Origin of the sequence: Variovorax sp. YR750, assembly GCF_900109805.1 — a bacterium.
Taxonomy (GTDB): domain Bacteria; phylum Pseudomonadota; class Gammaproteobacteria; order Burkholderiales; family Burkholderiaceae_C; genus Variovorax; species Variovorax gossypii.
In genome coordinates this window covers 211,171-231,718 of record NZ_FOBJ01000002.1, presented here as the reverse complement: position 1 = coordinate 231,718, position 20,548 = coordinate 211,171, and the positions used below count along the sequence as shown (strand labels likewise).

19 protein-coding genes are annotated in these 20,548 nt (G+C 63.6%); 8 read left to right on the top strand and 11 right to left on the bottom strand.

The features are described from left to right. Positions 1-10: 10 nt before the first annotated feature. From lptC to BMY35_RS04600, 3 genes are read right to left on the bottom strand one after another with little or no spacing between them, the layout of a single operon-like run. Positions 11-673, bottom strand: coding sequence for an LPS export ABC transporter periplasmic protein LptC (gene lptC, locus BMY35_RS04610; protein ID WP_093195827.1), 663 nt, complete (start codon positions 671-673; stop codon positions 11-13). Further along, on the bottom strand, positions 670-1,218 hold the full coding sequence (locus BMY35_RS04605) for a KdsC family phosphatase (RefSeq protein WP_093195826.1): 549 nt from the start codon (positions 1,216-1,218) through the stop codon (positions 670-672). The genes lptC and BMY35_RS04605 overlap by 4 nt, the downstream gene beginning before the upstream one ends. Next, a complete protein-coding gene (locus BMY35_RS04600) occupies positions 1,218-2,219 on the bottom strand; it encodes a KpsF/GutQ family sugar-phosphate isomerase (protein WP_093195825.1) in 1,002 nt (333 codons plus the stop codon). The genes BMY35_RS04605 and BMY35_RS04600 overlap by 1 nt, the downstream gene beginning before the upstream one ends. A gap of 118 nt (positions 2,220-2,337) precedes the next feature. Between BMY35_RS04600 and BMY35_RS04595 the strand changes: the two genes are divergently transcribed. Continuing rightward, entirely contained in the window at positions 2,338-4,323 is a 1,986-nt protein-coding gene (locus BMY35_RS04595) for a monovalent cation:proton antiporter family protein (RefSeq protein ID WP_093195824.1), read from the top strand. Positions 4,324-4,365: 42 nt separating this feature from the next. Here BMY35_RS04595 and BMY35_RS04590 read toward each other — a convergent pair whose 3' ends face one another. From BMY35_RS04590 to rpmH, 7 genes are all read right to left on the bottom strand, one after another. Then, positions 4,366-5,361 (bottom strand): zinc ribbon domain-containing protein, encoded by a 996-nt coding sequence (locus tag BMY35_RS04590; protein WP_093195823.1) that lies wholly within the window; start codon positions 5,359-5,361, stop codon positions 4,366-4,368. A gap of 137 nt (positions 5,362-5,498) precedes the next feature. Then, positions 5,499-5,960 carry a Crp/Fnr family transcriptional regulator gene (locus tag BMY35_RS04585; RefSeq protein ID WP_093195822.1) on the bottom strand — a complete coding sequence of 154 codons (462 nt, stop codon included), beginning with the start codon at positions 5,958-5,960 and terminating at the stop codon, positions 5,499-5,501. Between the two features lie 100 nt (positions 5,961-6,060). Beyond that, positions 6,061-7,467, bottom strand: a complete 1,407-nt coding sequence (gene mnmE, locus BMY35_RS04580; protein ID WP_093195821.1) for a tRNA uridine-5-carboxymethylaminomethyl(34) synthesis GTPase MnmE — start codon at positions 7,465-7,467, stop codon at positions 6,061-6,063. A 72-nt stretch (positions 7,468-7,539) separates the two neighbouring features. Further along, positions 7,540-9,234, bottom strand: a complete 1,695-nt coding sequence (yidC, locus tag BMY35_RS04575; protein ID WP_093195820.1) for a membrane protein insertase YidC — start codon at positions 9,232-9,234, stop codon at positions 7,540-7,542. Then, on the bottom strand, positions 9,231-9,518 hold the full coding sequence (yidD, locus tag BMY35_RS04570; protein WP_093195819.1) for a membrane protein insertion efficiency factor YidD: 288 nt from the start codon (positions 9,516-9,518) through the stop codon (positions 9,231-9,233). The genes yidC and yidD overlap by 4 nt, the downstream gene beginning before the upstream one ends. Continuing rightward, a complete protein-coding gene (locus BMY35_RS04565) occupies positions 9,515-9,934 on the bottom strand; it encodes a ribonuclease P protein component (protein ID WP_093195818.1) in 420 nt (139 codons plus the stop codon). Before BMY35_RS04565 ends, yidD begins: the two co-directional genes overlap by 4 nt. Positions 9,935-10,035: 101 nt before the next feature. Next, positions 10,036-10,170, bottom strand: a complete 135-nt coding sequence (gene rpmH, locus BMY35_RS04560; RefSeq protein ID WP_007834827.1) for a 50S ribosomal protein L34 — start codon at positions 10,168-10,170, stop codon at positions 10,036-10,038. A gap of 317 nt (positions 10,171-10,487) precedes the next feature. On the opposite strand from rpmH, the gene dnaA reads away from it, so the two are divergent. The 3 genes from dnaA to gyrB all read left to right on the top strand — a co-directional run bounded on the left by dnaA (position 10,488) and on the right by gyrB (position 15,810). After that, a complete protein-coding gene (dnaA, locus tag BMY35_RS04555; protein ID WP_093195817.1) occupies positions 10,488-11,867 on the top strand; it encodes a chromosomal replication initiator protein DnaA in 1,380 nt (459 codons plus the stop codon). A 95-nt stretch (positions 11,868-11,962) separates the two neighbouring features. Then, the gene (gene dnaN, locus BMY35_RS04550; RefSeq protein ID WP_093195816.1) at positions 11,963-13,069 is read left to right on the top strand and encodes a DNA polymerase III subunit beta; all 1,107 of its coding nucleotides are present in this window, start codon (positions 11,963-11,965) and stop codon (positions 13,067-13,069) included. Between the two features lie 134 nt (positions 13,070-13,203). Further along, positions 13,204-15,810 carry a DNA topoisomerase (ATP-hydrolyzing) subunit B gene (gene gyrB, locus BMY35_RS04545; RefSeq protein WP_093195815.1) on the top strand — a complete coding sequence of 869 codons (2,607 nt, stop codon included), beginning with the start codon at positions 13,204-13,206 and terminating at the stop codon, positions 15,808-15,810. A 412-nt stretch (positions 15,811-16,222) separates the two neighbouring features. On the opposite strand, the gene BMY35_RS38680 is transcribed toward gyrB, so the two are convergent. Continuing rightward, on the bottom strand, positions 16,223-16,456 hold the full coding sequence (locus BMY35_RS38680) for a hypothetical protein (protein ID WP_256228198.1): 234 nt from the start codon (positions 16,454-16,456) through the stop codon (positions 16,223-16,225). Positions 16,457-16,917: 461 nt separating this feature from the next. Between BMY35_RS38680 and BMY35_RS37560 the strand changes: the two genes are divergently transcribed. Genes BMY35_RS37560 through BMY35_RS04525 form a run of 4 tightly spaced genes read left to right on the top strand, consistent with a single transcriptional unit; the run spans position 16,918 to position 20,543 of the window. After that, entirely contained in the window at positions 16,918-17,130 is a 213-nt protein-coding gene (locus BMY35_RS37560) for a hypothetical protein (RefSeq protein ID WP_143080647.1), read from the top strand. A gap of 46 nt (positions 17,131-17,176) precedes the next feature. After that, entirely contained in the window at positions 17,177-18,124 is a 948-nt protein-coding gene (locus tag BMY35_RS04535) for a radical SAM protein (RefSeq protein WP_093195814.1), read from the top strand. Next, positions 18,121-19,332, top strand: coding sequence for an MFS transporter (locus BMY35_RS04530; protein ID WP_177213574.1), 1,212 nt, complete (start codon positions 18,121-18,123; stop codon positions 19,330-19,332). Before BMY35_RS04535 ends, BMY35_RS04530 begins: the two co-directional genes overlap by 4 nt. Next, complete coding sequence (locus BMY35_RS04525; protein WP_093195812.1) at positions 19,329-20,543, top strand: radical SAM protein; 1,215 nt, start codon at positions 19,329-19,331, stop codon at positions 20,541-20,543. The genes BMY35_RS04530 and BMY35_RS04525 overlap by 4 nt, the downstream gene beginning before the upstream one ends. The last annotated feature ends 5 nt before the right edge of the window (positions 20,544-20,548 follow it).

Below are 20,548 nucleotides of genomic sequence, written 5' to 3'. Positions count from 1 at the left end.
AAAGTCGTCCTCAGCGCTTCTTCGCAGGAGTGGGAGCAGCCGTGGCCGCCGACGGAATCAGCACGCCGCGCACGCGACCGTTGAGATTGGCCACGCCGCTCAGGTTGTCGTAGTCGAGCGTGTCGCCGGTGAACTGGTCGGTGCCCCGAATGAGCGTGACCGGCTTGTTCGACGTGACGCGTTCGGTATCGACGTAGGCGTGCAGGAACTCGCCGCGGAATTCGAGGCGCGGCGTCGGCTTGCCGCTCGGTGTCACGGAGGGATCGCGGATGACGATCGCGTTGCCGAACAGCTGGACTTCGCTGCCGTCGGAGTTCGACAGGCCGCGGTCGGCGCTGCCGCGCGTCACGAGCCCCTCGGGCGACACAGAGCGCATGCGCACCTTGTCGATCTCGATGGTGTCGGTGTCGGGGAAGTGCCTGCCCTCGACTCCGTGCAACTCGCTGCGCAGGTCGCCGTTGGGCAGGAAGTTCTTGATGACGAAGTCGCGCATGAAGTAGTCGGGCTCGTGCGTGGGCGCGACCTTGGGAGCGGGCTCCAGCAGCTTGGGCGCGTTGCGCACCAGCCAGTAGGTGCCGAGCGCGACGGCGGCCGTCAGGATGATCGGCAGGTAGATCGTGGCGCGGTCGAGGACGTCGCGCACCATGCCCCATGCGCGTTTCGCGTTGTTCATGTATTCGGGCCCCTGGCTGCGTCGAGCATGACGCGGTACTGGCCGCAGGCCGTGAGCAGCAGGTCGCAGAACTCGCGCGCCGCACCTTCGCCGCCGCGCGCGCGGGTGACGTAGCGCGCGATGCCGCGCACTTCCGCGTGGGCATTGGCCGGCGCCGCGGCGAAGCCCACGCGCAGGAGCACCGGCAGGTCGGGCCAGTCGTCGCCGATGGCCGCGGCCTGCGCCCAGGTGAAGCCGAGTTCGTCGAGCATGGCCTGCGCAGCGGGCAGCTTGTCTTCGGTGCCGTAGCGCACGTGCTCGATGCCCAGCGCCTCGAGCCGCACGCGCAGCGGCTTGGAATCGCGCCCCGTGATCACTGCCGGCACGATGCCCGCCTTGCGCAGCAGCTTCAGGCCGTAGCCGTCGAGGATGCTGAAGCGCTTGAGCGTCTCGCCGTGCTCGGTGAAGTACACGCCGCCGTCGGTCAGGACGCCGTCGATGTCGAAGAAGACGATGCGCACGTCCTGCGCGGCGAGCAATGTCTCGGCCTGGAACTCGAGCGGCATCAGATGACCTTCGCGCGCATCAGGTCGTTGGTATTGATGGCGCCGACGATCACACCCTCGCCGTCGATCACGAACAGGCGGGTGATGCCGCATTGCTCCATGAGCTCGGCCGCCTCCACCGCCAGCGCGTCGACGCGGATGGTGCGCGGGTTGTGGTGCATCACTTCGGCCGCCTTCGGGCTGCGCAGGTCGGCGCCGGCCTCGATCAGGCGGCGCAGGTCGCCGTCGGTGAAGATGCCGAGCGCACGGCCGTCGGGCGCGACCACCGCCGCGGCGCCGAAGCCCTTGTTGCTCATGGCGCGCATCAGTTCGCCGATGCCGGCGTCGGGCGCCACGCGAGGAACGTCTTCGTCGGAGCGCATGACGTCGCTCACGTGGGTGAGCAGCTTGCGTCCGAGCGCGCCGCCCGGGTGCGAGCGCGCGAAGTCTTCCGAGCCGAAGCCGCGCGCGTCCAGCAGCGCCACGGCCAGCGCGTCGCCCATCGCCATCTGGGCGGTGGTGCTGGCGGTGGGGGCGAGGTTGAGCGGGCAGGCTTCCTTGGACACGCCTGCGTCGATCACGATGTCGGCATGGCGGGCGAGGGTGGATTCGGGGCGGCCGGTCATGGCGATCAGGGGCACGCCCTGGCGCTTGACGACCGGCAGGATGACGGTGAGCTCGTCGACCTCGCCGCTATTGGAGATGGCGAGCACCAGGTCGACCGCCTTGATCATCCCGAGGTCGCCGTGGCTGGCCTCGGCCGGGTGCACGAACATCGCGGGCGTGCCGGTGGAGGCGAGGGTGGCGGCGATCTTGCGGCCGACGTGGCCGCTCTTGCCCATGCCCATCACGACCACGCGGCCGCGCACCTCGAGGATCTTGCGCACGGCCTCGACGAAGCTGGGACCGACGCGGGTCTTCAGGCCGGAGACGGCTTCGGCTTCGATGTCGAAGGTGAGGCGTGCCCGAGCGAGGATGGCTTCGGGGTCGACCACGGGGGCCGGGGCGGGACGGGAGCTCATCGCCGGATTTTACGGGGAGAGGGGGTTGCCCCACGCCCGGCCCCGGGGCAACCCCGGAGCGGCACTCGGTGTCCTCCCGGGCCCGTCGCGCACGGCTCTTGCTCTAGCATCGGCGCCTATGTCTTCGTTCGATCTCACGCTGTTGTACTTGCTGGCCGCGGTGATCGGCGTTGTGGCATGCCGCTCCCTCAAGCTGCCGCCGATGCTGGGGTACCTCTCGGCCGGCGTGCTGATCGGGCCGCACGCCTTCGCATTGGCCCAGAACACCGAAGGCATCCAGCACCTGGGCGAATTCGGCGTGGTGTTCCTCATGTTCGTGATCGGGCTGGAATTCAGCCTGCCCAAGCTGCGCGCGATGCGAAAGCACGTGTTCGGCCTCGGCCTGCTGCAGGTGCTGCTGACGATGGCCCTCGCCACCATCGGCGCGCTGCTGCTGGCCCGGCTGCTGCCGCCCGCCTGGCACCTGGGCTGGCAGACCGCGCTGGCGCTGTCGGGCGCGCTCACCATGAGCAGCACGGCCATCGTGGTCAAGCTGATGGCCGAGCGGCTCGAGCTGGAGAGCGAGCACGGCAAGCGCGTGATGGGCGTGCTGCTGTTTCAAGACTTGGCGGTGGTGCCGCTGCTGGTGCTGATTCCCGCCTTGGGCGCGCCGCCCGAGGCGCTGGCCAAGGCGCTGGGCCTGGCGCTGCTGAAGGCGAGCTTCCTGATCGGCGTGCTGCTCTACGGCGGCCCGCGCGTGATGCGCTGGTGGCTCACGCTGGTGGCGCGGCGCCGCAGCGAGGAGCTCTTCATCCTGAACGTGCTGCTGATCACGCTGGGCCTGGCCTGGCTCACCGAACTGGCCGGCCTGAGCCTGGCGCTGGGCGCGTTCATCGCGGGCATGCTGGTGTCGGAGACCGAATACAAGCACCAGGTCGAAACCGACATCCGCCCCTTCCACGACGTGCTGCTGGGGCTGTTCTTCATCACCGTGGGCATGTCGCTCGACTGGCACATCGTGGTCGAGCGCTGGCTGCTGGTGGGCGTGCTGCTGCTGGTGCCGCTGGCCTTCAAGCTGGGGCTGGTGACGGTGCTGGCGCGGGTGCTGGGCGCCACCTCGGGTGTATCGCTGCGCACCGGCCTCTACCTCGCGCAGGCCGGCGAGTTCGGCTTCGTGCTGCTGACGCTGGCGCAGGAACGCAGCCTGCTGCCGCCGTGGCTGGCCAACCCGGTGCTGGCGTCGATGGTGCTGTCGATGCTGGCGACACCCTTCATCATCATGTACAGCAACGCCATCGTGCGAAAGCTCGTGGCCAGCGACTGGCTGCAGCAGTCGCTGCAGATGACGACCATCGCGCGCAAGACCATCAACACGGCGCAGCACGTGATCATCTGCGGCTACGGGCGCTGCGGCCAGAACCTGGCGCGCATCCTGGAGCGCGAGGGCATTCCGTACATGGCGCTCGACCTCGACCCCGACCGCGTTCGTCAGGCCGCCGCCGCCGGCGACTCGGTGGTGTTCGGCGACGCCGCCCGGCTGCAGGCGCTGATGGCCGCGGGCCTGGCGCGCGCCAGCGCGGTGGTCGTCACCTACCTCGACGTGCCCGGCGCGATGAAGGTGCTGGCCAACACGCGCGCCCACGCGCCGCACGTGCCGGTGATCGTGCGCACGCAGGACGATCACGACCTCGAGAAGCTGCAGGCCGCCGGCGCAACCGAAGTGGTGCCCGAGGCCATCGAAGGCTCGCTGATGCTCGCGAGCCATGCGCTGGCGCTGGTCGGCGTGCCGATGCGGCGCGTGATCCGCGTGGTTCAGGACCAGCGCGACGCGCGCTACAACCTGCTGCGCGGCTACTTCCACGGCGCCGACGACGACAACGCCGACGAGATCGACCACGAGCGGCTCAACAGCTTCACGCTCGATGCCCGTGCAAGGGCGGTCGGCCAGACGCTGGAGCGCCTGGCGCTGCACACGCTGGGCGTGCGCGTCGCCAGCCTGCGCCGGCAGGACGGCCAGCCGCTTGCGCTGGCCGACGACACGGTGCTGTCGGACGGCGACACGCTGGTGCTGTCGGGCAAGCCGGCCGCGCTGGCGATGGCGGTCGAGCGGCTGCAGAAGGGCTGATCGACGAGCGGGCGGGCGGGCGCCCTCGCTCTTTTCGCGCCCTCAGTTGATCAGCGTCGGATTGCGCTTTTCCTCTTCGAGACGCTGCTGGCGGCGCACCGCTTCGCACTGCGCGTGAGCCTTGTACTCGGGCTTCAGGCACTGCGCTGCCATGCATTGCGCCCTGGCGATGAAGTTGCGGTCGCCGCACATGGCCGCGGGCTCGGCCGGGGCGGCCGGTGCCGGCGGCGGAGCCGGAGCGGCTGCCTGGGGCGCGGCGTCGGGTGCGGCCGGTGAAGGCTGCGCGGTGGGAGTCGCCTGCTTGCGCGGCTTGGCGGCCGGCTTGGGCGCCGGAGCCGGCGCGGCTTCCGCGGCGGGCGTGGTCGCCTGGTCGGCCACCTGGGCATCTGCCGCGGCGGCGGGGGCCTCGGGCGGGGGAGGTGGCGGCTCGGTCGGCGGCGGCGGTACCACCGCGGGGGCCGCCGGCGCGCTGGCCGGCGCGGCCTCTTCAACGGCCGCGGGCGCCTTTCGCGTTCCGTAGCCGTACCAGCCCGCGACGATCATCGCCACCGCGACCACCAGCAGGCCCAGCCACAGCAGGATGACGCGCCGGCGCGGCGAGCGTTCGACCGGCGCGGGCCGCCGCATCTTGACCCGGCGTGGCCGCTTCGTTCTTTCGGGCGCCATGGCCCAGCTCGATTCCAGTCCGGGCGGCGAGGCAGGCGAATCGGGTGAATTGGCCGATGTGGACGAACGCTGCGAGCCGTCGTCGTGCAGCATGAAGACGGTCTGCTCCTCGTCGTCGTGCCGCGGCGCGGAGGCCGGCGACCTGCTGAAGAACGACTGGCGTGCCGGCGGCGGCGCGGCGGGGGGCTCGTCCAGCGGTGCCGGAATGGTCGGTGCGCGCAGCTGTGCGGGCGCAGTGGTGGCCCATTCGCGCTCGGGGCTCGGCGGCGGCGGAATCCGGTCTCCTGCGGCGGACAGGCTGATGCCGCAACTTCTGCAGAAATTCGCGCCGTCACGGTTCTCCGTGCTGCAGACCGGACAAATCAAGGCCATGGCTTACTTACTGACTACTCTCGGGGTCCGGAACGGAAACCGGCTGACTGGTTGGTTGACTGGCTGGCTTGCCGGGCCGCATCCGGAAGACCGATCCGGCGGCGGACGATGTGGGAAATCGGGAGGTGCCTCTTTCTTCAGGTCACCGCGACGCGCTTGGAGCGATGCGCCATGCGCTTGGCGATCACGGCGCCCAGCGCCATCGCGATCTCCAGAGCCATGTTGGGCTGGCGGTTGCTCATCTCGGCGAAGCGGATCGCCGTGAGCCGCCACACGCGGCCCGCGCCCGTGACCACCACGTTGGCCGAATGCGGCTGCCGCGAGAAGAACGAGCCTTCGCCGACCACCGCGCCCGAGGTGAGCACGGCGAGCTTCATCTGTTCCTTGCTGCTGACGCGGTGCACGCTGATGGCGCCGCTCTCGACGAAGAACACCGAACGGTCGGGCGTGCCCTGTTCGATCAGCACGTCGCCCACGCCGGTCTCGATCGGCTGCAGGTAACCCGCCAGCGTTTCCCACTGCTGGACGTTGAACGTCAACGCGAACGCGTCGGTGTTGATGTTCTCCGCGATGGCGCGGCTCAAGTTCTGGATTGACATGTGTTTCTCGGCCCCCGCATGTGTGCCGAAGTATCCGCGATGGCCACGAACTTCGGCTACAACTGATTACGCTTTTCGGCGCCGCTGCCGCTATCTGTGGCTATTTGCCAATGCAGAAGCGCGAAAAGATGACTCCCAGCAGGTCGTCCGCGCCGAACTCGCCGGTGATCTCGTTCAGGGCGTTCTGCGCCAGCCGCAGCTCCTCGGCCAGCAGGTCGAGCAGCTGCGCCTGCGCCGCGAGATGGTCGGCGGCCAGCGCCAGGTGCGTCTCGACCCGCGCCAGCGCCTGCACGTGGCGCGCCCGCGCGAGGTACACGCCCTCTGGCACGGCCTGCCAGCCGGCCATGGCCAGCAGCTGCTCGCGCAGTGCCTCGATGCCCAGGCCGGTCTTGGCGGAAAGGGCGATGCCCTGTTCGGCGTGGGCCGTGGGCGCCGCATCCTGCTTGTTCCAGACGTCGAGCACCGGCACGCTCGCAGGCAGCTTCTGCCGCAGGCCGGCCAGGATCTCCGCGTCGGCGGCGGCGTAGTCTTCGAGGTGCGCGCGCGTCAGGTCGTGCAGGAACAGCACTGCATCGGCGCTCTCGATCTGCCCCCAGGCGCGCGCCACGCCAATTTGCTCGACCTCATCGCTGCTTTCGCGCAGGCCGGCGGTGTCGGCCACGTGCAGCGGCACGCCGTGGATCTGGATGGTCTGCGAGACCACGTCGCGCGTGGTGCCCGCCACCGCGCTCACGATGGCCAGCTCCGCGCCGGCCAGCGCATTGAGCAGCGAACTCTTGCCCGCATTGGGCTGCCCCGCGATCACGACCTTGATGCCCTCGCGCAGCAAGGCGCCTTGGCGCGCTCGCTGCTGCACGGCGGCGAGCTGCGACTGCAGCTTCGCCAGCTGCCCGGCCGCATCGGCCTTCTGCAGGAAGTCGATTTCCTCCTCGGGAAAGTCGAGCGTGGCCTCCACCAGCATGCGCAGGTGGATCAGTGCGTCGCGCAGCGTGTGGATCTCGCGCGAGAAGGCCCCCGACAGCGAGCGCCCTGCGCTGCGCGCGGCGGCTTCGGTGCTGGCGTCGATCAGGTCGGCGATGGCCTCGGCCTGCGCCAGGTCGATCTTGCCGTTGAGGAAGGCCCGCTGGCTGAACTCGCCGGGCTCGGCCACGCGCAGGCCGGGCAGGCGGGGGCGGCCGGTGATCGGGTCGGGCTCGGCCGCCGCCTGGAGGCAGCGCGCCAGCAGCAGCTGCAGCACCACCGCGCCGCCATGGGCCTGCAGCTCGAGCACGTCTTCTCCGGTGAAGGAGTTCGGCGAGGGAAAGTGGATGGCCAGGCCGTGGTCGACGGGTTCGCCGTCCGCGTCGCGGAAAGGCAGGTAGGTGGCCTCGCGCGGCTTGAGCGCGCGGCCGCAGATCGCGTCGACCAGCGGCGCCAGCCTCGCGCCCGACACGCGCACGATGCCGACCGCGCCGCGCCCCGAGGCGGTGGCGATGGCGACAATGGGATCGGAGGTGCGGGCGAGCATGGTGGTGCGGATTCTTTCAGCAAAAAGGGCCGCTGACGCGGCCCTTTGAAGGATGGCTGGAGTGCAGTGCGGCTACTTGGTGCCGAGCACGCCCAGGCGCTTGTTGATGAACCACTGCTGCGCGATCGACAGCACGTTGTTCGTGATCCAGTACAGCACCAGGCCGGCCGGGAAGAAGATGAACATCACGCTGAAGGCGAGCGGCATGATCCACATCAGCTTGGCCTGCATCGGATCGGGCGGCGTCGGGTTGAGCCAGGTCTGGAACAGCGAGGTGGCCGTCATCACGATCGGCAGGATGTACCAGGGGTCGGGGGCCGACAGGTCGGTGATCCAGCCGATCCACGGTGCGTGGCGCATCTCGACCGACGACAGCAGCACCCAGTAGAGCGCGATGAACACCGGGATCTGGATCAGGATCGGGAAGCAGCCGCCCATCGGATTGACCTTCTCGGTCTTGTAGATCCGCATCATTTCCTGCTGCATTTCCTGCGGCTTGTCCTTCAGCCGCTCGCGCATTTCCATGATCTTCGGGTTGATGGCCTTCATCTTGGCCATGCTGGCGTAGGCCTTGGCGTTGAGCCAGTAGAAGGCCGCCTTCAGCAGCACCACCAGCGCGACGATCGACCAGCCCCAGTTGCCCAGGATGCCGTGCAGCTGGGTGAGCAGCCAGTACAGCGGCTTGGAGATGATCGCGAAGATGCCGTAGTCCTTCACCAGGTCCAGGCCCGGGGCGATGGCTTCGAGCTTCTTTTCTTCCTCGGGGCCGGCGAACAACGCGCTGTTCACGACCTGCGTGGCACCCGGGGCGATCTTCGGCAGCGTGGCCACCATGGCGACGGTGAAGAGGTTGTCGCCCAGGTCCTTCACGCGGAACTCGCGGCGCAGCTGTTCGCTGGCCGGGTCGCCCTTGAGCAGCCAGGCCGACGCAAAGTAATGCTGCACCATCGCGATCCAGCCGTCATTGGCCGGCGGCGGCGGTTCGATCTTGCCCTTGGCAATGTCCTTGAAGTCGAGCTTGTGGAACTTCTTCTCGTTGGTGTACGCAGCGGGGCCCGTGAAGGTGTTGGTGCCGAACATGGTGCCGGCGGCCACCGTGCCGTGACGCAGCAGCTGCAGGTACAGCTGCGCGTCGCGCGGCTGGTCGCTCACGTTGACCACTTCGTGGCGCACGCCGATGACGTAGTCGCCGCGGTGGAACACATAGGTCTTGATGTACTTCAGGCCGCCGACAGGGGCGCTTTCAAAGCCCACTTCCAGCGTGTTCTGGCCATCGGCCATCTCGCGCGGGCCGGCCTTCGGCGTCATCTGCGTCAGGTGGTTGGGGAAGCGCTCGCCGGTGTCGACCTGGTTCAGCAGGCCGGTCTGCGCGATGTAGCGGGTGGCGGGCGAGCCGTTCTCGAACAGCACCACGTGCTTGGTGCGGTCAGCCTCGTCGTACTTCAGCAGCTCGAGGTAGTTGACGGTGGCACCTTCGCTGTCGATCGTGGCCTTGAACAGGTCGGTGGTCACCTTGACCTGCTCGCGCGGCGTGGCCGCAACGGGCTGCGTGGGCACGACGCCCGCGTTGCCGCCGGTGCTGCCGGACGCGGTCGGCACGCCGTTGTTGGCCGCCGGGGTGCCGGCGGGAGCCGCGGCCGTGGCGGCCGGCTTGGTCGACGGCAGGAAAGTCGGCTTGTTGCCGTTGAAGACCTGCCATTGGTCCCACAGCAGCACCAGCGAGAAACCAAAAATCACCCACAGTATCGTGCGGCGGATATCGTTCATGACGAAGACTTCTTGTCGGAAGAGAGAAGAGACGAAAACAGCGATCCTGACCTGTCAGTGCGACGCTGCGATTTCGGTGGAACCGGATCGTGGCCGCCCTGGCACCAGGGCTGGCAGCGCGCGATGCGGTGCAGGGTGAGGTAGCTGCCCTTGAGCGCGCCGTGCACTTCGAGCGCCTCGATCGAATACACGGAGCAGGTCGGCGTGAAGCGGCACGACTGGCCGAGCCAGGGGCTCAGCAGCAGGCGGTAGGCCTTCACGAGGCCGATCAGCACGCGTTTCATGGCGAGGAAGAAGAGGGCGCTGCCGCGCCCGCCGCGGGAGCGCGCGCGGCGCGGGCCAGCAGCTGCTGGAGTTCGGCGCGCACGGCGGCCTTGAGCTTGTCCGAGGAGGCGCTCACGAATTCCTTGCGGTCGAAGCCCGCGCGCAGCCGCACCACGTGCGCGGCACGGGGCAGCCCGGCGCCCGATTCGGCGCTCACGGAATAAATCTGGCGCTTGATGGCGTTGCGCGTGACCGCGCGGCGTGCCCAGCGCTTGGGCACCATGGCGCCCAGCCAGACATCGTCGGACGCGAACAAAGGCTGTGCGCTCGATGCGAGATCGAGCGCACAGCGATGCAATGCGAAATGAGCAGTGCGCGCCACGGTGGCACCTGCGAGGACGGCCTGGAATTGCGCGCGGGTCTTGAGCCGCTGCATGGAAGCCGGGCCGCTTGCGTCGCGCCTGTTCGGGCCAGGCGCGCTGGCTGTTGGAGTGGGCGCTGACGAGCCGGCTGCTGGCAACGGCAGGTGGGTTGCCGTCAGACGGCCAGGCGCTTGCGGCCCTTGGCGCGGCGTGCGTTGATGACGGCGCGGCCGCCGCGGGTCTTCATGCGGACCAGGAAGCCGTGGGTACGGGCGCGGCGGACTTTGGATGCTTGGTAGGTGCGTTTCATGGTGATTTCCTATTTCCCTGTTCGCGCTGGCCCTTCGCGCTTTCGCACTGAAAGCATGAAGTACCTGCGGGGCGCCGGGGCGAGCGTGTTTCGGATGACCCCCGAAAGACGCAAAGAGGTTTTCAGGGAAACCCGCAATTATCGCAAACATTGGCCCCGGGAACAATCTTCGAGCGGATTTGCGGGCCTTTCGAAGTGCCGGGCAGCGTGTGGATAAGGTTTTGACAAGTTAGAATGCCGGGCGCCTTCCAGCAGAGAATATCCACAATACCTATACCAAAAAATGCCCGAGGGTTTCATCACTTTTTCATACGCCCATGTCGACTGACGGCATCGGCGAGAGCCTCTGGCAAGCCTGCGTCGACCAGCTCGCGCAGGAGCTGTCCGAGCAGCAGTTCAACACCTGGATCAAACCCCTGACGGCACAGGTCGCCGACGACCTGTCCCGCATGACCGTGTTCGTCGCAAACCGGTTCAAGCTCGACTGGATCCGTGCCCAGTACGCCGGCAAGATCGCTGCCATGGCGGAGAAGATGTATGGCCAGCCGGTCGCCATCGAGTTAGCGCTTGCTCCTCGCGAAATCCCCGTGCGTGCTGCGCCCGTGGCCGTCATGACCGAAACGGACGTGCCGCGCGACGTGGCCGGCCCGGGCGAGGAGCCGGCCGCCGCCGGCTTCAAGAACCGCCTGAATTCCGGCCTCACCTTCGACACCCTGGTCGAGGGCACGGCCAACCGCATGGCGCGCGCCGCGGCGATGCACGTGGCCGGCATGCCGGGGCATCTTTACAACCCGCTTTTCATCTACGGCGGCGTCGGCCTGGGCAAGACCCATCTGATGCATGCTGTGGGTAACCGGCTCTTGACCGACAAGCCGGATTCCAAAGTTCTCTACATCCACGCCGAGCAATTTGTATCGGATGTGGTCAAAGCCTATCAGCGCAAGACTTTCGATGAGTTCAAGGAGCGCTACCACTCGCTCGATCTGTTGCTGATCGACGATGTGCAGTTCTTCGCCAACAAGGACCGGACGCAGGAAGAATTCTTCAACGCGTTCGAGGCCCTGCTGGCCAAGAAGTCGCACATCGTGATGACCAGCGACACCTATCCGAAGGGCCTGGCGGACATCCACGAGCGCCTGGTTTCGCGCTTCGACTCCGGCCTCACGGTCGCCATCGAGCCGCCCGAGCTCGAGATGCGCGTGGCCATCCTGATCAACAAGGCGCGGGCCGAATCGGCCGAAATGCCCGAGGAAGTGGCCTTCTTCGTCGCCAAGAACGTGCGCTCCAACGTGCGCGAACTCGAAGGCGCACTGCGCAAGATCCTGGCGTACTCGCGCTTCAACCAGAAGGAGATCTCGATCGCCCTGGCGCGCGAAGCGCTGCGCGACCTGCTGTCGATCCAGAATCGGCAGATCTCCGTCGAGAATATCCAGAAGACGGTGGCCGACTACTACAAGATCAAGGTCGCCGACATGTACAGCAAGAAACGCCCGGCCAGCATCGCGCGGCCGCGGCAGATCGCGATGTACCTGGCCAAGGAGCTCACGCAGAAGAGCCTGCCGGAAATCGGCGAGCTGTTCGGCGGGCGCGATCACACGACGGTGCTGCACGCGGTGCGCAAGATCTCGGGCGAGCGCCAGCAGCTCACCGAGCTCAACCAGCAGCTCCACGTGCTCGAGCAGACCCTCAAGGGCTGACCGGAAAGAAGCCGAATGTCATCAAGGGAGCCCCTCGCGACAGCGGAGAATGGCGCCTTGCAAGCTGATTCAAAGAGATAGAAGAGGAAGAAGACATGATCGTTTTGAAGGCACCCCAGGACAAGGTCCTCGCCGCGCTCCAGTCGGTCGCGGGCATCGTGGAGCGGCGTCACACCTTGCCGATCCTGGCGAACGTGCTGATCCGCAAGACCGGCGGCCAGCTGCAGCTGACCACCAGCGACCTCGAAATCCAGATCCGCACCACCGCCGAGCTCGGCGGGGACGAGGGCAACTTCACCACCACCATCGGCGCGCGCAAGCTGATCGACATCCTGCGCACCATGCCGGCCGACCAGACCGTGAGCCTCGAGTCGAGCGCGAGCAAGCTGGTACTCAAGGGCGGCAAGAGCCGATTCACCCTGCAGTCGCTGCCCGCCGAGGACTTCCCGCTGGTGCAGGAAGCCGCCAACTTCGGCCCCGTGTTCAGCGTGCCGCAGAAGACGCTGAAGGACCTGCTCTCGCAGGTCTCGTTCGCGATGGCCGTGCACGACATCCGCTACTACCTGAACGGCATCCTGTTCGTCGCCGAAGGCAAGCAGCTGAGCCTGGTCGCCACCGACGGCCACCGCCTGGCCTTCTCCTCCGCCACGCTCGACGTGGAAGTGCCGCGCCAGGAAGTGATCCTGCCGCGCAAGACCGTGCTCGAAATGCAGCGCCTGCTGTCCGATGCCGAAGGCGCCATCGAGATGCAGTTCGCTAACAACCAGGCCAAGTTCGGCTTCGGCGGCATGGAGTTCGTCACCAAGCTGGTCGAGGGCAAGTTCCCCGACTACAACCGCGTCATCCCGAAGAACCACAAGAACACCGTCACGCTGGGCCGCGCGCCGCTCCTGGCGAGCCTGCAGCGCACCGCCATCCTGACCAGCGAGAAGTTCAAGGGCGTGCGCCTGAACATCGAGCCGGGCACGCTGCGCATCGCGTCGAACAACGCCGAGCAGGAAGAAGCCCAGGACGAGCTCGACATCGACTACGGCGGCGACACCATCGAGATCGGCTTCAACGTGACCTACCTGATCGACGCGCTGTCGAACATGGACCAGGACATGGTCAAGCTCGACCTGGCCGACTCCAACAGTTCGGCGCTGCTGACCATTCCCGAGAACGCATCCTTCAAGTACGTCGTGATGCCGATGCGAATCTAGAAGACACACCACACGGCGCCTTGCGCACACGACCCGCGGCCCTCCGCGGGTTTGCGCTTTCAAGAGGCGGCGAATTGAGCTTTTGAGAGCCCGAAAAATCACGCGAATGCCGTGAGAGACAGAGGAATATCCGAATGAGTGCTGAAGAAAACAAGCCCGACGTGCCGCACACCGAGCCCGTCTACATCCCCGAGATCGACACCGTGCCCGCCGACACCAGCTATGGCGAAGGTTCGATCACGATCCTCGAAGGGCTTGAAGCCGTGCGCAAGCGTCCCGGCATGTACATCGGCGACACCTCCGACGGCACCGGGCTGCACCACCTCGTCTTCGAGGTGGTCGACAACTCCATCGACGAAGCGCTGGCCGGCCACTGCGACGACATCGTCGTGACCATCCACACCGACAACTCGATCTCCGTCACCGACAACGGCCGCGGCATTCCCACCGGCGTGAAGATGGACGACAAGCACGAGCCCAAGCGCTCGGCCGCCGAGATCGCGCTCACCGAACTGCACGCGGGCGGCAAGTTCAACCAGAACAGCTACAAGGTGTCGGGCGGCCTGCACGGCGTGGGCGTGAGCTGCGTGAACGCGCTGAGCGTCATGCTGCGCCTGGTGGTGCGCCGCGAGGGCAAGATCCACGAGCTCGAGTTCAGCCGCGGCTTCGTGCAGAACCGCCTGCTCGAGACGGTGAACGGCGTCGAGGTCTCGCCCATGAAGATCATCGGCGACACCGACAAGCGCGGCACCGAGGTGCACTTCCTGCCCGATACCGAGATCTTCAAGGAGAACTCGGACTTCCACTACGAAATCCTCAGCAAGCGCCTGCGCGAACTGAGCTTCCTGAACAACGGCGTGCGCATCCGCCTGAAGGACGAGCGCAGCGGCAAGGAAGACGACTTCTCCGGCGCCGGCGGCGTGCGCGGCTTCGTCGAGTTCATCAACAAGGGCAAGACCGTCCTGCACCCGAACTCGTTCTACGCCGAGGGCGAGCGCCCGGCCGACACCTACGGCGGCATCCCCGGCACGCACATCGGCGTCGAAGTGGCGATGCAATGGAACAGCGGCTACAACGAGCAGGTCCTCTGCTTCACCAACAACATCCCGCAGCGCGACGGCGGCACCCACCTCACGGGCCTGCGCGCTGCGATGACCCGCGTCATCAACAAGTACATCGAGGAGAACGAGCTGGCCAAGAAGGCCAAGGTCGAAGTCTCCGGCGACGACATGCGCGAAGGCCTGTGCTGCGTGCTGAGCGTGAAGGTGCCCGAGCCCAAGTTCTCGAGTCAGACCAAGGACAAGCTGGTGTCCAGCGAGGTGCGCGCACCGGTGGAAGACATCGTCGGCCGCCTGCTGACCGACTACCTGCAGGAGCGCCCGAACGACGCCAAGATCATCTGCGGCAAGATCATCGAGGCCGCCCGCGCCCGCGAGGCCGCGCGCAAGGCCCGCGAAATGACGCGCCGCAAGGGCGTGCTCGACGGCATGGGCCTGCCCGGCAAGCTGGCCGACTGCCAGGAGAAGGACCCCGCCCTGTGCGAGGTCTACCTGGTGGAGGGTGACTCCGCCGGCGGCTCCGCCAAGCAGGGCCGCGACCGGAAGTTCCAGGCCATCCTGCCGCTGCGCGGCAAGATCCTGAACGTCGAGAAGGCACGCTACGAGAAGCTGCTGACCAGCAACGAAATCCTCACGATGATCACCGCGCTGGGCACCGGCATCGGCCGCGCCGGCGCGAGCACGCCGGGCGGCGGCGCGGACGACTTCAACGTCGCCAAGCTGCGCTACCACCGCATCATCATCATGACCGACGCCGACGTCGACGGCGCCCACATCCGCACGCTGCTGCTGACCTTCTTCTACCGGCAGATGCCGGAGCTGGTCGAGCGCGGCCACATCTACATCGCGCAGCCGCCGCTGTACAAGGTGAAGGTCGGCAAGGAAGAGCAGTACCTGAAGGACGGCCCCGCGCTCGACGCCTTCCTGCTGAAGGTGGCGCTGAAGGACGCGCGCATCGAGACCGGCGGCGCCAGCTCGACCACGCTCAGCGGCGACACCCTGGCCGAACTGGCGCGCAAGCACCAGGTGGCCGAGGCCGTCATCGCGCGCCTGCGCAACTTCATGGACGCCGAGGCGCTGCGCGCCATCGCCGACGGCGTGGCGCTCGACCTCGACACCACGCCCGCCGCCGAGGCCTCGGCCGTCGCGCTGCAGGCCAAGCTGCGCGAGCTCAACACGACCGGCGTGCCGGCCGAGGTGAGCAGCGAGTTCGACGCCCGCACCGACAAGCCGCTGCTGCGCATCAGCCGCCGCCACCACGGCAACATCAAGAGCAGCGTGCTCACGCAAGATTTCGTGCACGGCGCCGACTACGCCGCGCTCGCCGAAGCCGCCAACACCTTCCGCGGCCTGCTGAGCCCCGAAGGCGCGCTGGTGAAGCGCGGCGAGGGTGACCGCACCAAGGAAGAAAAGGTCGACGACTTCCGCCAAGCCATGAAGTGGCTCATCAGCGAAGCCGAACGCGCCACCTCGCGCCAGCGCTACAAGGGCCTGGGCGAGATGAACCCCGAGCAGCTGTGGGAAACCACCATGGACCCGAACGTGCGCCGCCTGCTGAAGGTGCAGATCGACGACGCGATCGAAGCGGATCGCGTGTTCACGATGCTGATGGGCGACGAAGTGGAACCGCGGCGGGAGTTCATCGAGCAGAACGCGCTGCGGGCGGCGAATATCGACGTCTGATGGTTGTTGTCGGTTGCCATAGAAAGTGAAAACTGTGCCAGGTAAGTGAAGAACTACTGACACGAAAAGTTAAAGAAATGCGGCTAAATCAACCGCATTTTTTTGGCAAACAGAAGCTCAACAGCCTGTGCGACGAACGTGTTCTGAATCATCCCGGCGCGCTCCGCTCACCGCGGATCGCCGAGGCTGAAATGGCTCCCAGCTATCTTGAAACTCTGCGTGCGGGATTGACCTATCTCGTTCTTGAGGGGATCTCATGGCGCTAAAAATGGCCACACGTTACGACCCCGCGACGCCATCTTGTTCAACCACTGGCGGCTATCTGTCTTCGCTTGCTGAAAGAGGGCGGCTCATCGGCCGCTCTCCTTCACTCAAGCACCATCGCTATTCGCCTACCCACACAACGCAGCAGTCAGATCGAGGACCTGCTGCCGCACCGATGGCAGCCAGCGCCCGACGCGCCATCATGACCTTGCTCACGCAAGCCGTGATGGTCTGAGCGAGCATCGACGTCGACCGCATGAGCGCGCAACAGAAGGTTGAGCTGGCTGACGAAATCTAAGTCCAGCAGCCGAACCTGCTGGCCTCCATCCTCGTGTTGCCTCGCAATGGTGTCGACACGCTGCAACTTGAGGTGCCGATCCATGCTCTGTTGGTCGCCTTCCAAGCCATGAAGCACTGCGGACACGCCTAGCCGACGATCTCTGAAGACGTCCAGAAAACCTGCTTGCAGCGGCTGACTGCGACGGTGGAGTTCACCGAGGGTGATACACGAACGCAAGCAGGTAGCGCCCCGAATGGTCGGCGCAGAACTTTGTGATCATCTGCTCGGCGAGGTCCGAGGCACACCACCTTGGCGAGCACGACCTGCTGCGCGTGAGAACCGACGCCGAGAAATACCTGCTGCTGGCCGCCCTCGACCTCGTGGAATGCGTGGCCTACGTCGTAGCACAGTTGCAGTCCACGTGAGCCGCGTGCGACCCGTCAAGATGGGATGACTGGACGCTCATTTCATGCTTAAGAAAATATTAATTGCATTGGGATAAAGGTCAGCAATTGCAAACTCAATCACAAAAATATTAATTGCATTGGAATGAAAGTCAACAATTGCAAAATCAGTCGCAAATAAAAATTTTCAAGGCAGAATGGTGGCGTGACAATGTCGTCACGCGCTTAAGGAATGAAATGAAAGATCCTAAGTTTGCCACCCTGCAAGCTATCTTGCAGAGTGCCGCCAAAGGTCAGTCGGCGCCGACTGTGAAGAAGGTCAGCCTCGACGGCTGTCTCAGCTCGTCGCGGATTGTCGGTCCTTTCCGTTAAAAGTCTCGAGGCCGCGTTCGCGCGGCCTTTTTGAAATGGAGAGGCGATGAAAAAAATCCTGTGGCTAAAAAAGCCGCTCTATGCAAACTGGTACATCACCACGAAGTGCAACCTTCGGTGCACGCATTGTTATCTCACGGATTACACCAAGGAGACACCCAGGAACTTGGCTTTTTCCATCGTCGACGAACTTCAGGCAATGGGGGTCGCTGGGGTCTATTTACTCGGAGGTGAACCCTTGGCGATGAGCAATCTGGATGAGATTGTCAAATATATATCGTCAAAAAAAATTTCACCATCCATCGCGACAAATGGGATTCTCGCGACAAAGGATCGAATTAAATTGCTGGTGACTGCCGGATGCACGCAGTATCAAGTCAGTTTGGAAGGCCACTCGCCGGAGTTGTCGGACGCTGTCAGAGGACGGGACACTTTCGAAAAGATTTTGAACGGTGTTGATGCAATAAAATCTTCTGGTGGACGCGTCATTCTCAATCTGACGATAAGCAAAAGAAATTACATGCAGATCGAGGAAATGCTCAGGATGGCCCGATCTGTGGGGGTGGACTTGATGCGATTTTCCGCATTCATCCCGGTCGGCACGGGCGACCTGAATCAAGCGTTGTACAAGTTGAATAGAGAGATCGTCCTGCACGTCAGGGAGGTGCTCGAAAAATCCGCTCTGAGCGCGGGCCTGCCGATTGACAGTATTTTTCTTCACAAAGAAAAACATCAATCGCACACGCTTGGTTGTGGTGCAGCTACCCACAGTTTCACTATCAACGCAGATCTGTCGCTCTCTCCATGCGACATAGATATAGAACGTGAACGCACAAAACCAATGTCCGATCCTCGCGAAATGCGGGATTTGTGGATGAATTCGGCGGTTTTCAAGAAATGGCGTGGAGAGTCATCCGATCCTCTCTTCAAGGAGGTACACCAGCACCACTGCCACTTGGCGTATACAAACTACCGGCAGGACCTATTCAGATGACCGATAGAAAAAAAACGTTTCTAGGAGTGGCCGCCGCATTTGTTCTCGTGCCAGAGAGCTTCGTAGGTCCGGTATTAGTTCTTTTTTATACAAAATCCCTGGGGCTGAGCTTTCAGGAGATGACACAGTTCTTCTCTCTGATCCTCGTAGCGAAAGGTCTTACGGAAATTCCCGCCGGGCTGCTCTCGGACCGATATGGAAGAAAGGCGATGCTGGTATTGGGGGAAGCGCTCGCTGCGACTGCCATGCTCGGCCTCTTGTTGCTCCCAGGCTCGAAGGCAGCCTTGCTCGGCCTCGGAGTCCTCTGGGGACTAGGAAATTCTCTGAGCAGCGGAAACCTGTACCCCATTGTTCAGGACGCATTGGCCTCCATGAACTTGGGAGATCATCTGCCAAAAGTCATTTCGTATGGACAAGCCACCAGCTATCTGGTGATGTTCGCAGCCAGCATCGCAGCGGGATATATCGGAGAAATAGATCTGAGTCTGCCCTTCAAGATCGACATTGCCATTCTGATCGCGTATACGCTGATCGTCGGAGTTTGTCTTCCCAATTCATCCAACCAGCAACTGGGACGAGGCTTAGTCGACTCCTTGAAACGCACCTTGAAGAACATGAACTTCAGGCGGTCGAAATGGCTCTTCGTTGTTCTGCTCATGGGCGCCCTTGCCCCCGCAATCGAACGCTCGAACTTCAATTTTTTTCAACCTATCCTGACAGCGGCCGGGTTCGAGATCAGGCATCTTGGATATCTGTCGTCCAGCATGTTCCTGATCGGGGCACTTGGGGGATTTGCTTTTGGCAAAACCAGTTCCAACAGTCGCATGAGAAACGGATTGATCTGGTTTTGCTGTTTGTTGTGCCTTGCAGCAGCACTATCCTGTTTTTTGGGGATTGGGAGATTTTCCGGGTCGAGTATTTTTTTGTTTTCAGCCAATGCGCTTTTGGTCGCAATCTTTGGCATAGTCGTCACAAATTCTATTCTTTCCATCGTGGGGCCGGAACACGAATTCAGGACGACGATTTTTTCAGTGTTTGCATTTCTTTCTGCAATATTCTCTGCCACACTTCAAACGGTAGTTGGATATTGGCAGCAATATCTTCCTCAAATTGACGTCGTCGCGTTCTGCACGCTTGCCATGGGGTTGTCGGTGATCACCTATCAACTGATCGGTCGCTTGCTCAGCCCTGCCGATTCACAGCAATGACGCTCCCATCGATTGCGACCGTCTATCTGACAAATCATTGTCAGCACCGGTGTCCTCATTGTTTTTTGACGCGCAGGCAACTTCTGCAGTCAGCACATTTGTCAAAGGAGAAAGTGACTTCCTATTTGGAGCAACTCTCGAGGAACAAGGTTTTATTGATTGCGCTGGCCGGAGGCGATCCGTTTTTGCATCCTGACATCGAGAAGATAATCCGAAAAATCGTCGATCTCAAGATGCTGCCACTGCTTGCGTGCAATCCTTCGAAGGAATTTGAATTGAAAATTCCGTTGCTCAAGGAACTGAAAATAAAAACCGTACAGTTCAGCCTTGATTCTCCATTTGACGTGGATCACGACCGGAGCCGGGGCAAGGGAAGTTTTGAAGCAACTTTGGCGATGATTCAGAGAATTTCAAAAGAAAACATCAAGTCCAATTTGTCGGTCTGCGTTACGAGGGGCAATATCGAACAGATGGAGGCGATGGTTTTTCTCGCGGATCGGATCGGGGTGTTCAAGCTGAAATTGGTTTTTTGGGAGTCCGACGGACTGGCCGAGGATTGGAGTGTCTCGGAAGTGCAAAAGCTAGCGCTTGCTGGAAGAATTTCAAATCTTCGGGCAACGACGCGCCCCGTGGCAGAATGGGTGGCCCTGCCCGACTACGACTTGATCAAAGCTGTGCGGATGCGGTATTCGATGCCAGAGTTGGTTGTCAGCGCGGATGGCAATGTAACTTCGAGCGATTTTTCCAAAATGATCTGCCGCATCGACGAGCCCCTGATAGCTCGGCGCTTTGCAGACTACGTCGAGGTTAAGAAAATTTCTTTTCTTCAAAAAATCATCGATGAAAGCATTTTTCGTCTCAGCAGGAAGGTGAATTTCTACGATACGGATCTCGAGCACAAGGCGGCTGCGGCGGTGCTTTCCCATGGCAATGCCTACCATATTTTCTTGGAAAGAAATCTGCCACCGATCGTTCGTGAACTGAATATCCTGCATGAAATCGGTCACATAGAGACACGCACTTTGTCGAAGATCAGCACGCAGACCGATCATGATTATTTGGCGGCCGAGCGTGCAGCCAACGGGTGGTTGATCGACCGCCTTGCCGACTACCTGGATCCAGCGGGGATCGCGCTTGCCAACTGCCTCGAGGATTCAGAATTCACCGCAAAAATGGCGAAAGCCATTCGTGCAAAATTTTATATTTTTTAATGAAG

Coding starts and splice junctions, on each gene's coding strand:
- lptC (WP_093195827.1), bottom strand. CDS start 673: ATGAACAACGCGAAACGCGCATGGGGCATGGTGCGCGACGTCCTCGAC.
- BMY35_RS04605 (WP_093195826.1), bottom strand. CDS start 1,218: ATGCCGCTCGAGTTCCAGGCCGAGACATTGCTCGCCGCGCAGGACGTG.
- BMY35_RS04600 (WP_093195825.1), bottom strand. CDS start 2,219: ATGAGCTCCCGTCCCGCCCCGGCCCCCGTGGTCGACCCCGAAGCCATC.
- BMY35_RS04595 (WP_093195824.1), top strand. CDS start 2,338: ATGTCTTCGTTCGATCTCACGCTGTTGTACTTGCTGGCCGCGGTGATC.
- BMY35_RS04590 (WP_093195823.1), bottom strand. CDS start 5,361: ATGGCCTTGATTTGTCCGGTCTGCAGCACGGAGAACCGTGACGGCGCG.
- BMY35_RS04585 (WP_093195822.1), bottom strand. CDS start 5,960: ATGTCAATCCAGAACTTGAGCCGCGCCATCGCGGAGAACATCAACACC.
- mnmE (WP_093195821.1), bottom strand. CDS start 7,467: ATGCTCGCCCGCACCTCCGATCCCATTGTCGCCATCGCCACCGCCTCG.
- yidC (WP_093195820.1), bottom strand. CDS start 9,234: ATGAACGATATCCGCCGCACGATACTGTGGGTGATTTTTGGTTTCTCG.
- yidD (WP_093195819.1), bottom strand. CDS start 9,518: ATGAAACGCGTGCTGATCGGCCTCGTGAAGGCCTACCGCCTGCTGCTG.
- BMY35_RS04565 (WP_093195818.1), bottom strand. CDS start 9,934: ATGCAGCGGCTCAAGACCCGCGCGCAATTCCAGGCCGTCCTCGCAGGT.
- rpmH (WP_007834827.1), bottom strand. CDS start 10,170: ATGAAACGCACCTACCAAGCATCCAAAGTCCGCCGCGCCCGTACCCAC.
- dnaA (WP_093195817.1), top strand. CDS start 10,488: ATGTCGACTGACGGCATCGGCGAGAGCCTCTGGCAAGCCTGCGTCGAC.
- dnaN (WP_093195816.1), top strand. CDS start 11,963: ATGATCGTTTTGAAGGCACCCCAGGACAAGGTCCTCGCCGCGCTCCAG.
- gyrB (WP_093195815.1), top strand. CDS start 13,204: ATGAGTGCTGAAGAAAACAAGCCCGACGTGCCGCACACCGAGCCCGTC.
- BMY35_RS38680 (WP_256228198.1), bottom strand. CDS start 16,456: ATGGATCGGCACCTCAAGTTGCAGCGTGTCGACACCATTGCGAGGCAA.
- BMY35_RS04535 (WP_093195814.1), top strand. CDS start 17,177: ATGAAAAAAATCCTGTGGCTAAAAAAGCCGCTCTATGCAAACTGGTAC.
- BMY35_RS04530 (WP_177213574.1), top strand. CDS start 18,121: ATGACCGATAGAAAAAAAACGTTTCTAGGAGTGGCCGCCGCATTTGTT.
- BMY35_RS04525 (WP_093195812.1), top strand. CDS start 19,329: ATGACGCTCCCATCGATTGCGACCGTCTATCTGACAAATCATTGTCAG.